Here is an 11,727-nt window from a genome sequence, read left to right as displayed (position 1 = left end):
GTCAGCCGATGGGACGCCCGTGCGCCCTGAGGGTGTGCAGCGCCTCGATCGTCGCCATGGGGCGAGTCTCCAGGGCGGTGCCCGGCGCCCACCGGTGCCGGCGGGAGGGCCAGCCGCCGTCCTCGTGCTGCGCGTCCGCGAGGAAGTCGAGGGAGCGCGTCATCTCGGCATCCGTGAACCACGCGCGTGCCAGAGAACTCGGCGTCTTGGCGTAGTCGTGCGGGAAGTGGTGCTCACCGGGCGCGTAGCCGAGGGCGACCGGGTAGGTGTGGAGGCGGTCGGGCTCCAGAGCCACGAGCCGGTGTTCGCGCACCAGGCGCCCGAGGCGGTCCGCAGCCGCCTCCGCGCGCGGGCGATCGGGAGCGGAGTCCAGGAAGGCCACGGCGGCCTCGATCTCGTAGGGGTGGGACGTCTCGAGCGACTCGACCGCATGCCAGCAGAAGTCCGTGGCCCTGAACAGCCACGCGTGCCACACCTCGTTGCGGTGCAACAGGCCCACCACCGGGCCCGTGGTGAGGAGCTCGCTGGGCGGGTCGTCGACGATCGGCATGAAAGGGGCCGCCGGATAGCCGCGCTGGCTGGGACGGATCGCCGGCAGGGCACCGTCCGTCGTGGACACGGCCGTCAGATAGCGGCACACGCGCTCCACCCGCTGTCCACCACAGCGCCCGATGGCATCCAGCACACGCAGCGCGTGCACCGTGTGCAGCGGCTGACTGACCGGGCCGCGCAGATCGGGCTCCAGCGCGTGGCCGTACCCGCCGTCCTCGTTGCGGTACGCGTCCAGCGCGGTCTCCACCGGGTCGGCGCCCCCGTTCAGGAAGTGGTACGCGAAGAGGCGCTGTTCCAGCACGCGCGCGGTGAGCCAGACGAAGTGCTCCGCGCGGAAGAGCGGGGAGCGTGCCGGGGGCGAGGCAGGGAGTGGGGAAGCTCCTGTTTCGGACATGCGTCAGACCGTAGGGCGGAAAGCGGTCTCGGCAAGGGGTCCCGGCTCAGGCCCACCCTCAGGGGCGGGATACTGGAGTCATGCGGTTGACGGTCTTCTGGCAGCGGATGGCGGATCACTTCGGTCCGGGATACGCCGACACCTTCGCACGCGACCACGTGATGACGGAGCTCGGTGGTCGCACGGTGAACGGAGCGCTGGACGCCGGCTGGGATGCCAAGGACGTGTGGCGCGTGGTCTGCACGGTCATGGACGTTCCGCGGGAGAAACACTGATCGGTCATGAAGATCGCAGGACGGTCGTTGATTGTCAGACCAGTGGGCGAGACTTGATCCGTGGCACCCACTGACGAGATAGGGCAGACGGCCCAGCACGCATCCCCGCTCGGCACGACGCCGCCCGGCAGGCCCCCGGCCGACGCCGCCGGGCCGAGCGTCCGTATGCCGCGCTGGCTGCCGCGCGCCGTGGTGCTCGTCCTCGCCCTCTACGCGGCCTTCCAACTGGGCACTTGGGCGTTCCATCAGCTCACCGGCCTGCTGATCAACATTCTCATCGCGTTCTTCCTGGCTCTGGCCATCGAGCCCGCCGTGAGCTGGATGGCCTCGCGCGGCCTACGCAGGGGGCTGGCCACGGGCCTCGTCTTCCTCGCCGTAATGATCATGGCGGCGGGCTTCGTGACCTTGCTCGGTTCCATGCTCGCGGGCCAGATCATCAAGATCGTCGAGGAGTTCCCGAACTACCTCGACTCCGTCATCAACTGGGTCAACACGCACTTCCACACCGAGCTCAGACGCGTCGACGTCCAGGAGGGCCTGCTCCGCTCCAACTGGCTGCGCAACTACGTGCAGAACAGCGCCACCGGTGTGCTGGACGTGTCCGCGCAGGTCATCGGCGGTCTCTTCCAGTTGCTGACGATCGTGCTGTTCTCGTTCTACTTCGCGGCGGACGGCCCGCGGCTGCGGCGCGCGATCTGCTCCGTACTGCCGCCCGCGCGCCAGGCCGAGGTGCTGCGTGCCTGGGAGATCGCCGTCGACAAGACCGGCGGCTACATCTACTCCCGCGGCCTGATGGCGCTCATCTCCGGCATAGCGCACTACATCCTGCTGCAGATCCTCGGTGTGCCCTACGCGCCCGTGCTCGGCGTCTGGGTGGGCCTGGTCTCCCAGTTCATCCCGACCATCGGCACCTACCTCGCGGGTGCCCTGCCCATGCTGATCGCCTTCACCGTCGATCCCTGGTACGCGCTGTGGGTGCTGATCTTCGTCGTGGTCTACCAGCAGTTCGAGAACTACATGCTGCAGCCCAAGCTGACCGCGAAGACCGTCGACATCCATCCCGCCGTGGCCTTCGGTTCGGTCATCGCCGGCACCGCGCTCCTCGGCGCCGTCGGCGCGCTGATCGCCATCCCCGCCGTCGCCACGCTGCAGGCGTTCCTGGGGGCGTACGTGAAGCGGTACGCCGTCACGGACGACCCCCGCGTCCACGGCCACCGGAGAGGGGGTTCGGGGCCGGGTCTGCTCACGCGCGCGAGGCAGTGGTGGATACGGCGGCCGGGGGTGGTTCAGGACGAAGCGGTGGAGGCCGGGGAGGGGACCTCTTCCTGAGGCGCGGCCTGATGGGCGGGCGCAGCCTGCTAAGCACATACGGCCCGATGGGCGGCACAACCGGCTCAGCCCGTACGGCCCGATGGGCGGGCACATACGGCTCAATACGTGAGGACGGCCCACACCCCGGTGCCGATGGCGGCAGCTCCGTAGCAACCGGTCGCCGCCGCCACGATCCGCCGCCGGGCCGGCTCGCTCCAGGACGTGCCGGACAGCAGCCGCGCCGGCACCGGCAGGACGAGCACCGCGGGCAGGCTTACCCCGTGCAGCGCCGTACGCCGCAGGGAGCAGTCGGACCGGACGCAGGCACGAACGGCGGCCTTACGGCTCGCAGTCCGGCCCGTTGCAGGACCGCGGACGTAGGGTCGGAGGTGTCGCATGGTGCGCTTGACACGAAAATCGAACATCCATTCTTATGGAGGCTCCGGCGAGGCTCTCGACGGGTAATTCGCCGTGGTTTTGACGGAGATGTACCCGAGTTATCCACAGGCCGGACGGGCGTCGGGGCGCATTGTCAGTGGCAGGCGTTAGCGTCTTTGACGTGAAGCGATCGACTCAAGCAAACCGGGTGGAACCCATGGCAGGAACCGACCGCGAGAAGGCGCTCGACGCCGCGCTCGCACAGATTGAACGGCAGTTCGGCAAGGGCGCCGTGATGCGCCTCGGCGAGCGGCCGAACGAGCCCATCGAGGTCATCCCCACCGGGTCGACCGCACTCGACGTCGCCCTGGGCGTCGGCGGCCTGCCGCGTGGCCGTGTCGTGGAGGTGTACGGCCCGGAGTCCTCCGGTAAGACGACCCTGACCCTGCACGCGGTGGCGAACGCGCAGAAGGCAGGCGGCCAGGTCGCCTTCGTGGACGCGGAGCACGCCCTCGACCCCGAGTACGCGAAGAAGCTCGGCGTCGACATCGACAACCTGATCCTCTCCCAGCCGGACAACGGCGAGCAGGCCCTGGAGATCGTGGACATGCTGGTCCGCTCCGGCGCCCTCGACCTCATCGTCATCGACTCCGTCGCCGCGCTCGTCCCACGCGCGGAGATCGAGGGCGAGATGGGCGACAGCCACGTCGGCCTCCAGGCCCGTCTGATGAGCCAGGCCCTGCGGAAGATCACCAGCGCGCTCAACCAGTCCAAGACCACCGCGATCTTCATCAACCAGCTCCGCGAGAAGATCGGCGTGATGTTCGGCTCCCCGGAGACCACGACCGGTGGCCGGGCGCTGAAGTTCTACGCCTCGGTGCGCATCGACATCCGCCGCATCGAGACCCTGAAGGACGGCACCGAGGCGGTCGGCAACCGCACCCGCTGCAAGGTCGTCAAGAACAAGGTCGCCCCGCCCTTCAAGCAGGCCGAGTTCGACATCCTCTATGGCCAGGGCATCAGCCGCGAGGGCGGCCTGATCGACATGGGCGTGGAGCACGGCTTCGTCCGCAAGGCCGGCGCCTGGTACACGTACGAGGGCGACCAGCTCGGTCAGGGCAAGGAGAACGCGCGCAACTTCCTGAAGGACAACCCCGACCTGGCCAACGAGATCGAAAAGAAGATCAAGGAGAAGCTGGGCGTCGGAGTGCGTCCGGAAGAGCCCACCGCTGAGCCGGGCGCGGACGCCGCCGTCTCCACCACCGCGGACGAGGCCGCGAAGGCGGTGCCTGCTCCTGCGGCCAAGGCGGCCAAGACCAAGGCTCCGGCTGCCAAGAGCTGACGTATGACACGGCGAACGGACTGGGCCGAGTACGCCTACCCGGACCCTCCGCGAGGCCGGGACGGGAGAGGCGACGCGGCTCTTGCCGGGCCGGACGGCGATGTGTACGAGGCCGATGCCGGGTACGGCGCGCAGGGGGGACAAGAGCGCGCGAGGTCACGCGGCACGACGGCGTACGGCACCGGGGGGTCGTACGGCGACGAGCCGGGCGGCAGCGAGTGGCCGGACGACGGGGGACCGGATGGTTTCGGCTCGTCCAGTGGTGGTTCGCACCGTGGCGGCCGGGGCCGTGGAGCGGGCGGCTCCCGCGGGCGCCCACAGCGGCGCCGCGGCGAGCCGTCCGGTGAGGACGGGGGCTCCGCCTCCTCGTCGAGGGCCGAGCAGGAAGAGTCCTCGGGGGACCCGGTGGAGCGGGCACGGGCGATCTGCCTGCGCCTGCTCACCGGGACCCCGCGCACGCGCAAGCAGCTCGCCGACGCCCTGCGCAAGCGGGAGATCCCGGACGAGGCCGCCGAGGAGGTGCTGTCACGGTTCGAGGAAGTCGGGCTGATCAACGACAGCGCGTTCGCGGACGCCTGGGTGGAGTCCCGGCACCACGGCCGGGGACTCGCCCGGCGGGCACTGGCCCAGGAGCTGCGGACCAAGGGCGTCGACTCCACGCTGATCGACGCGGCCGTGTCCCAGCTCGACTCGGAGCAGGAGGAGACGACCGCGCGCGAACTCGTCGCCCGCAAGCTGCGCTCCACACGCGGCCTCGACCGTGACAAGCGCCTGCGCCGCCTTGCGGGCATGCTCGCCCGCAAGGGCTACTCCGAGGGCATGGCGCTGCGGGTGGTCCGGCAGGCGCTGGAGGAGGAGGGGGAGGACACGGAATTCCTCGGGGACGAGGGGTTCTGACGGGCAGGAGTCGTGGAGGCGTGGCCTCCGGGATGGGTGCCGCGCTCAGTACGGCGTGACGGTCGAACGTGTGCGGTGCGGTGACTCCTTGTCCGTGCTGTCGTCGTCCGCATCGAAGCCATGTCGGACGGCTACGGCGTACCGGCGTCGGCGCAGAGCGATCACCGACCGCCTATGACGTCACCGGCAGCCCCGCCGCCTTCCACGCCTGGAATCCGCCGACCAGATCGGTGGCCCGTCCCAGCCCCAAACCGTGCAGCGATGCCACCGCGAGGCTCGACGCATAGCCCTCGTTGCAGATCACCACGACCCGCACGTCATGACTCGTGGCCTCGGGCACGCGGTGGCTGCCCTGCGGGTCGAGGCGCCACTCCAGTTCGTTGCGCTCGACGACCAGAGCGCCCGGGATCAGACCGTCCCGCTCGCGCAAGGCGGCGTATCGGATGTCGACCAGGAGTGCGTCGTCGGCGCGAGCAGCGTCGTAAGCCTCCTTCGGCTCGATCCGCTCGTAGCCACTGCGCACGCGCTCCAGCAACTCGTCGATACCGACGGGCTGTGCGCCCGCACCGCCCGCCGGCCCGCCGACCGGACCGTCGCCGCTCACTGCCAGTCCTCCGGGCGCTCGACCTGCTCCAGGCGCAGGACCTGGCCCACGCGGCTGTAGCGGCGGATCTGCGGCAGGGGCGGGTAGTAGGCGTGGACGGAGATCGCGTGTTGGTCGGTGGACTGGTTGAGCACCTCGTGGACATGGTGGCGGCCGAAGGCACGGCCCTTGCCGGCCGGCAGCTCACGCTCCCGGTCCACACCGTCGGTGAGCTCCAGGGTCTTCCAGCCGTCGGCGGGCAGCCGGGCGGCGAGCGAGTTCTCCCTGAGCTCCCCGGACGCCGTCACGAAGGCGCCGACGGACTCGGCGTGGTCGTGCCAGCCGGTGCCCGTGCCGGGCGGCCAGCCGATCAGCCAGGCCTCGCTGCCGCCGGGCCCCTCCAGACGCACCCAGGTGCGGCCCTCGGGGTCGAGCGGGAGTGAGGCGATCAGCTCGGCGTCCGCGGCCGTACGCCGTACGAAGTCGAGGAGGTCCGCCTGTGTCGGAGCCTGGACAGCTGCGACGGCAGAGGGAGGGGCAGAAGGGGAGACAGACACGTGGCACCGTCCTGGAGAAGCGTTCGCGGGGGGCGCGCGGCAGCACTGGAAGGCGCGCGCGGGAAGAGGGGATGCGAATTCAGCAGGACGGACGACACACGCAGCCCGCATAGCGGACGAGGTCCATATGGACCCTCCGCCACAGGCGCACATAGGTGTCGGTCACGTACCGGAGTACACCATTGCCGGTCCGAGCGGTCAACTCACCGTCACTATGTGGACCACAGGGTGACGGTGAGTAGGTTCACTTCGAGGGTGCGCCAGCCGTGGCCTCGGCCTTCGCCGGCCCTCCCAGCGTCGCCTCCGCCGCCGAGTAGAGCTCGGCCGGCCGTACTCCGCCCAGGGCCGTGACCAGGTGGCCGTCCGGGCGTACCAGCAATACGGTGTGGGCCGCCGCGCCGGGGTAGCTCTCCGCGACCAGCAGTTCGGCGGGGTGCGGCAGCGCGGCCACCGCGGCTGCCAGCCGGGGCATGATCCCCGCGGTCATCCAGTGCTTGCGGTCCCACACCGCCGTGCCCGGCGCGACCAGCACCACCAGCAGGGCTCCGCGTCCGAGCCGGTCCCGCAGCTGTACGAAAGTGCCGTCCTCCGCGGTGACTCGCACATCGGTGACCGGCTCGCCGGGCGCCGTGGCCACGGGGACCTCGGCCTCGAGGTGCTGGGGTGCGAGCGGGGAGGCGGCGTACGCCCCCACCGCGCCGAGTGTTCCGCGCCCCAGATGACCGTCCGTGAGCAGCGTGTCGTGGCCGCGGGCCGAGCCGGGCACGTAGGCGCGCAGCCCTCCGCCGCCGCGCAGCAGCGGCAGGGCCTGGTCGGCTGCGCGCAGTCGGCCCGCGACGACCCCGCGCCGCTCCGCCTGGTAGCTGTCGAGCAGTGCCTCGTGCGGCCCGTGGTGCCAGGCGAGGGCCAGCTTCCAGGCCAGGTTGTCGGCGTCCCTGAGTCCTTCGTCGAGGCCCTGCGCGCCCAGCGCGCCGAGCAGGTGCGCCGCGTCCCCGGCGAGGAAGACCCGGCGGACCCGCCAGCGGCGGGCCAGCCGGTGGTGGACCGTGTGGACTCCGGTGTCGAGGAGCTCGTACGGCGGAGTCGGGCCCCCTGTCCAGCCGGCCAGGGTCTCCCGGATACGGGCGAGCAGCAGCTCGGGCGTGACCAGGTCCTTGCCCGGCGGCAGCAGCCAGTCCAGGCGCCACACGCCGTCCGGGAGGGGGCGGGCGGTCACCTCCCCGGCCGAGGGCCCGGACGTCCGCCAGGGCGGCATCCGGTGGAGCAACGCTTCGTTCGCCCACGGAAGTTCCGTGCGCAGGGCGGCCACGGCGTGTCGCTCCACCGCCGTACGGCCCGGGAAGCGGATGTCCTGGAGTTTGCGCACGGTGGAGCGCGGGCCGTCGCAGCCGACCAGGTAACTGCCGCGCCACCAGGTGCCCCTCGGGCCGCGGGTGTGGGCGGTGACCCCGGAGGCCTCCTGTTCGACGGTGTCGAGGCGGCTGTCAACGGCCACCTCGACGAGCGGCTCGGTGGCCAGGGCGGCGCGCAGGGCGCCGGTCAGGACATGCTGGGCGAGGTGCAGCGGGGCGGGTTCGTCGCCGCCGAACGTGATCTCGCGCATCACCTGCTTGCGCCGCATCGACCGCCATCCGGCCCAACGGGCCCCGTACTGCACGAGCGGACGTCCGCTCAGCCGCTCCATCAGGGCGGCGGTGTCCTCGCGCAGGACCACGGTGCGCGCGGGGCGCGGTTCGTCCTTGCCCGGCCCCTCGTCCAGCACGACGCAAGGCACTTCCTGGCGCGCCAACGCCAGGGCGAGCGTGAGTCCGACGGGCCCCGCGCCGACGATGATCACCGGGTCCACGGCGCGGCGCCCCCTGCTCGTGGCGGCGTCCTGACGGACGTATGTGAACAGGAAGTTGGAGCAGGGTGCACGATCACAGAACGTATGCAACCCATTGGCGGGGTTTGCGTCAAGCGACGGAGGCAGTGGCGATCATGCCACTGCCTCCGTGCGGGTCAGACGAGTTGACTGATCATCAGACGCCGCCGAAGCCGCCGCCGAAGCCGCCGCCCACGCCGTCGCCGGTCCCGTAGGTGCCGGCGATCGCGGCGGGGTTGACTTCCACCGTGTCCTCACCGAGGACCGCGCCCGTGCTCTTCTTGCTGCGCCGCAGCCTGCGCTCCAGCCAGCTCGCGAAGCTGGTGAGGAGGAAGTTGACCACGATGAAGATGATCGCCACGCCGACGAAGCTCTGGATGACGTTGGCGTAGTTCGCCGCGAAGGTGCTGCGTGCGCTGAGCAGCTCCGCGTAGCCGATCATGACGCCGCCCAGCGCGGTGTCCTTCACGATGACCACCAGCTGGCTGACGATGGCCGGCAGCATGGCCGTCACCGCCTGCGGGAGCAGGATGCTGGTCATCGTCTGGCCCTTGCGCAGGCCGATCGCGTACGCGGCTTCCGTCTGCCCCTTGGGGAGCGCCAGGATGCCGGCCCGGACGATCTCGGCGAGGACCGAGGCGTTGTAGAGCACCAGGCCGGTGACGACTGCGTACAGGGGCCGGTCGTCCGTGGTGACGTTCGTGTAGCGGGAGTAGAACTCGTTCGCGAACAGCATCAGCAGGAGCACTGGGATCGAGCGGAAGAACTCGACCACCACTCCGGCCGGCACCCGCACCCACCGGTGGTCGGACATGCGCGAGATGCCGAAGAACGCGCCCAACGGGAGGGCGATGATCATGGAGAGCGCGGCGGCCTTCAGGGTGTTGCCGAGGCCGGGCAGCAGATACGTCGTCCACGCTTCGGACGTGGTGTACGGCTTCCACAGGGCCCACTTCAGCTGGCCCTTGTCGTCCATCGTCCGCCAGACCCACCACGCCAGGAGGGCGAGCAGGGCGACGAAGACCACCGAGAAGAGGACGTTGCGCCGCTTGGCCCGGGGGCCGGGGGCGTCGTAGAGGACCGAGGTCATCGCTTCACCGCCAGTCGCTTGCCCAGCCAGCCGAGGATGAGGCCGGTGGGAAGGGTCAGAACCACGAAACCGAAGGCGAAGACCGCGCCGATGAGCAGCGTCTGAGCCTCGTTCTCGATCATCGTCTTCATCAGTGCGGCGGCCTCGGCCACGCCGATCGCGGCCGCCACGGTGGTGTTCTTGGTCAGCGCGATCAGCACGTTGGCCAGCGGGCCGATGACCGCACGGAATGCCTGCGGCAGCACGATGAGCCGGAGGGTCTGGCTGAAGCTCAGCCCGATGGCGCGGGCCGCCTCGGCCTGCCCGAGCGGCACGGTGTTGATGCCGGAGCGCAGCGCCTCACAGACAAAGGCAGAGGTGTAGGCGATGAAGCCGAGCACCGCCAGCCTGAAGCCCTGGATCTTGAAGTCGGAAGCGCCCAGCGTCACGCCGAAGATGTCGGCGAGACCGAGCGAGTTGAAGACGATGATGACCGTCAGGGGGATGTTCCGGACGATGTTGACGTAGGCGGTGCCGAACCCGCGCATCAGCGGGACCGGGCTGACCCGCATCCCGGCCAGCAGGGTGCCCCATACCAGGGAGCCGACAGCGGAGAGGGCGGTGAGTTTCACCGTCATCCAGAACGCCCCTAGGACGTCATAACCATGAAGAAAGTCGAACACGATCTCCCGCGCTTCCGGGTCTGTGGCGTACGAGGAGGGCGTGGCGCGCCGCCGCCGTGATCGCGGCGGGCGACGGCGCGCCCCTGTGGAACCCTGCGTTGGCTGCGGTTTCCTGGATTACTGGACGATGACGCCGATCTTCGGGGCGGGCTCGTACTTGTACTGGGCCGGGCCGAAGTTCTTCTCGACGTCCTTCTTCCAGGTGCCGTCGCTGACCATGGACTTCAGAGCGTCGTTGATCTTGTTGAGGGTCGCCGTGTCACCCTTCTTCACACCGATGCCGTAGTTCTCGTTGCTGAGCTTGAGCCCGAGAAGCTTGAACTGGCCCTTGTACTGGCTCTGCGCGGCGTAGCCCGCGAGGATCGAGTCGTCGGTGGTCAGCGCGTCCACGGCCCCGCTCTGGAGGCTGGCGACGCACTCCGAGTAGCCGCTGTTCTCCTTGAGGTTGACCTTGGGGGCGATCTTCACAATCTTCTGCGCCGAGGTGGAGCCGGTCACGGAGCACAGCTTCTTGCCGTTGAGGTCCGTGCCCTTGGTGATCTTCGAGTCCTTCTTGACCAGCAGGTCCTGGTGAGCCAGGAAGTACGGGCCGGCGAAGTCGACCTTCTGCTTGCGCTCGTCGGTGATCGAGTACGAGGCAACGATGAACTTGACGTCGCCGCGCTGCAGCGCGTTCTCGCGGTCGGCGCTCTTGGTCTCGACGAAATCGATCTGGTTCGGCTTGTAGCCGAGCTTGCCGGCCACGTAGGTCGCCACGTCCACGTCGAAGCCGGAGAAGGTGCCATTCGGTTCCTTCAGGCCGATGCCGGGCTGGTCGTACTTGATGCCGATCTTGATCTTCTTGCCGCCGCCGGACGAACTGCTGTTGCTGTTGCTGTTGCTGTTGTTCGACCCACAAGCCGTGGCACCCACAGCGAGGGCGAGCACGGCGGCCGATGCGGCGGTGACCTTGCGGAGCTTCATGGTGAACATCCTTTGGCTGGTGAAGAGAGAGGGGCCGGCGGTGGCCGGCTGAGCGGGGCGAACCGTCAGTGGTGAAGGATCTTCGACAGGAAGTCCTTGGCGCGGTCGCTGCGCGGATTGCTGAAGAACTGGTCGGGCGCAGCCTCCTCGACGATTCGGCCGTCCGCCATGAAGACCACGCGGTTTGCAGCCGATCGTGCGAAGCCCATCTCATGGGTGACGACGATCATGGTCATGCCGTCGCGGGCGAGCTGCTGCATGACCTCGAGGACCTCGTTGATCATCTCCGGGTCGAGAGCCGACGTCGGCTCGTCGAAGAGCATGACCTTCGGGTCCATGGCCAGCGCCCGCGCGATGGCGACGCGCTGCTGCTGGCCGCCGGAGAGCTGAGCGGGGTACTTGTCCGCCTGGCTGGCCACGCCGACCCGGTCGAGCAGGGCCCGGGCCTTCTCCTCGGCCTTCTTCTTGTCGGCCTTGCGGACCTTGATCTGGCCCAGCATCACGTTCTCGAGCACGGTCTTGTGCGCGAAGAGGTTGAAGGACTGGAAGACCATGCCGACGTCGGCGCGCAGCCGGGCCAGCTCCTTGCCCTCCTGGGGCAGCGCCTTGCCGTCGATCGTGATCGAGCCCGAGTCGACTGTCTCCAGGCGGTTGATGGTGCGGCACAGGGTGGACTTACCGGACCCGGAGGGCCCGATGACCACGACGACCTCGCCGCGGGCGATCGTCAGGTCGATGTCCTGGAGTACGTGCAACGCGCCGAAGTGCTTGTTGACGCTCTTCAGGACGACCAGTTCGCCGGTCGCGGCCACATCTTCCTTGGCCACCGATACTTCGGTCATCGCTATCGGGCTCCGTC

14 protein-coding genes are annotated in these 11,727 nt (G+C 69.4%); 4 read left to right on the top strand and 10 right to left on the bottom strand.

Annotation, left to right across the window (positions count from 1 at the left end):
- Nucleotide 1: 1 nt before the first annotated feature.
- Nucleotides 2-946 carry a hypothetical protein gene (locus ACIBW9_RS41335; RefSeq protein ID WP_398963665.1) on the bottom strand — a complete coding sequence of 315 codons (945 nt, stop codon included), beginning with the start codon at nt 944-946 and terminating at the stop codon, nt 2-4.
- 80 nt (nt 947-1,026) lie between these two features.
- Between ACIBW9_RS41335 and ACIBW9_RS41330 the strand changes: the two genes are divergently transcribed.
- The gene (locus ACIBW9_RS41330; RefSeq protein ID WP_398963662.1) at nt 1,027-1,221 is read left to right on the top strand and encodes a DUF3046 domain-containing protein; all 195 of its coding nucleotides are present in this window, start codon (nt 1,027-1,029) and stop codon (nt 1,219-1,221) included.
- Between the two features lie 60 nt (nt 1,222-1,281).
- Nucleotides 1,282-2,550, top strand: coding sequence for an AI-2E family transporter (locus ACIBW9_RS41325; protein ID WP_398963659.1), 1,269 nt, complete (start codon nt 1,282-1,284; stop codon nt 2,548-2,550).
- A gap of 101 nt (nt 2,551-2,651) precedes the next feature.
- Here ACIBW9_RS41325 and ACIBW9_RS41320 read toward each other — a convergent pair whose 3' ends face one another.
- Nucleotides 2,652-2,795, bottom strand: coding sequence for a hypothetical protein (locus ACIBW9_RS41320; protein ID WP_398963656.1), 144 nt, complete (start codon nt 2,793-2,795; stop codon nt 2,652-2,654).
- Between the two features lie 332 nt (nt 2,796-3,127).
- On the opposite strand from ACIBW9_RS41320, the gene recA reads away from it, so the two are divergent.
- Nucleotides 3,128-4,252, top strand: a complete 1,125-nt coding sequence (recA, locus tag ACIBW9_RS41315) for a recombinase RecA (protein ID WP_398963653.1) — start codon at nt 3,128-3,130, stop codon at nt 4,250-4,252.
- A gap of 3 nt (nt 4,253-4,255) precedes the next feature.
- Nucleotides 4,256-5,149, top strand: a complete 894-nt coding sequence (recX, locus tag ACIBW9_RS41310) for a recombination regulator RecX (protein ID WP_398963649.1) — start codon at nt 4,256-4,258, stop codon at nt 5,147-5,149.
- A gap of 172 nt (nt 5,150-5,321) precedes the next feature.
- Here recX and ACIBW9_RS41305 read toward each other — a convergent pair whose 3' ends face one another.
- From ACIBW9_RS41305 to ACIBW9_RS41270, 8 genes are all read right to left on the bottom strand, one after another.
- On the bottom strand, nt 5,322-5,753 hold the full coding sequence (locus ACIBW9_RS41305; protein WP_398963646.1) for a rhodanese-like domain-containing protein: 432 nt from the start codon (nt 5,751-5,753) through the stop codon (nt 5,322-5,324).
- Nucleotides 5,750-6,289, bottom strand: coding sequence for a cysteine dioxygenase (locus tag ACIBW9_RS41300; RefSeq protein WP_398963643.1), 540 nt, complete (start codon nt 6,287-6,289; stop codon nt 5,750-5,752). The genes ACIBW9_RS41305 and ACIBW9_RS41300 overlap by 4 nt, the downstream gene beginning before the upstream one ends.
- Nucleotides 6,290-6,368: 79 nt before the next feature.
- The gene (locus ACIBW9_RS41295) at nt 6,369-6,416 is read right to left on the bottom strand and encodes a hypothetical protein (protein WP_309506048.1); all 48 of its coding nucleotides are present in this window, start codon (nt 6,414-6,416) and stop codon (nt 6,369-6,371) included.
- Nucleotides 6,417-6,533: 117 nt separating this feature from the next.
- Nucleotides 6,534-8,135 carry an FAD-dependent monooxygenase gene (locus ACIBW9_RS41290; RefSeq protein WP_398963640.1) on the bottom strand — a complete coding sequence of 534 codons (1,602 nt, stop codon included), beginning with the start codon at nt 8,133-8,135 and terminating at the stop codon, nt 6,534-6,536.
- 175 nt (nt 8,136-8,310) lie between these two features.
- Complete coding sequence (locus ACIBW9_RS41285) at nt 8,311-9,243, bottom strand: amino acid ABC transporter permease (RefSeq protein WP_398963637.1); 933 nt, start codon at nt 9,241-9,243, stop codon at nt 8,311-8,313.
- Nucleotides 9,240-9,905 (bottom strand): amino acid ABC transporter permease, encoded by a 666-nt coding sequence (locus ACIBW9_RS41280; protein ID WP_398963634.1) that lies wholly within the window; start codon nt 9,903-9,905, stop codon nt 9,240-9,242. Before ACIBW9_RS41280 ends, ACIBW9_RS41285 begins: the two co-directional genes overlap by 4 nt.
- Before the next feature lie 117 nt (nt 9,906-10,022).
- On the bottom strand, nt 10,023-10,868 hold the full coding sequence (locus tag ACIBW9_RS41275; RefSeq protein WP_398963631.1) for a glutamate ABC transporter substrate-binding protein: 846 nt from the start codon (nt 10,866-10,868) through the stop codon (nt 10,023-10,025).
- A 65-nt stretch (nt 10,869-10,933) separates the two neighbouring features.
- Nucleotides 10,934-11,710, bottom strand: coding sequence for an amino acid ABC transporter ATP-binding protein (locus tag ACIBW9_RS41270; protein WP_398963628.1), 777 nt, complete (start codon nt 11,708-11,710; stop codon nt 10,934-10,936).
- Between the last annotated feature and the right edge of the window lie 17 nt (nt 11,711-11,727).

Origin of the sequence: Streptomyces sp. NPDC049541, from assembly GCF_044465725.1 — a bacterium.
GTDB lineage: Bacteria > Actinomycetota > Actinomycetes > Streptomycetales > Streptomycetaceae > Streptomyces.
This window is presented reverse-complemented; position numbering and strand designations above follow the sequence as displayed.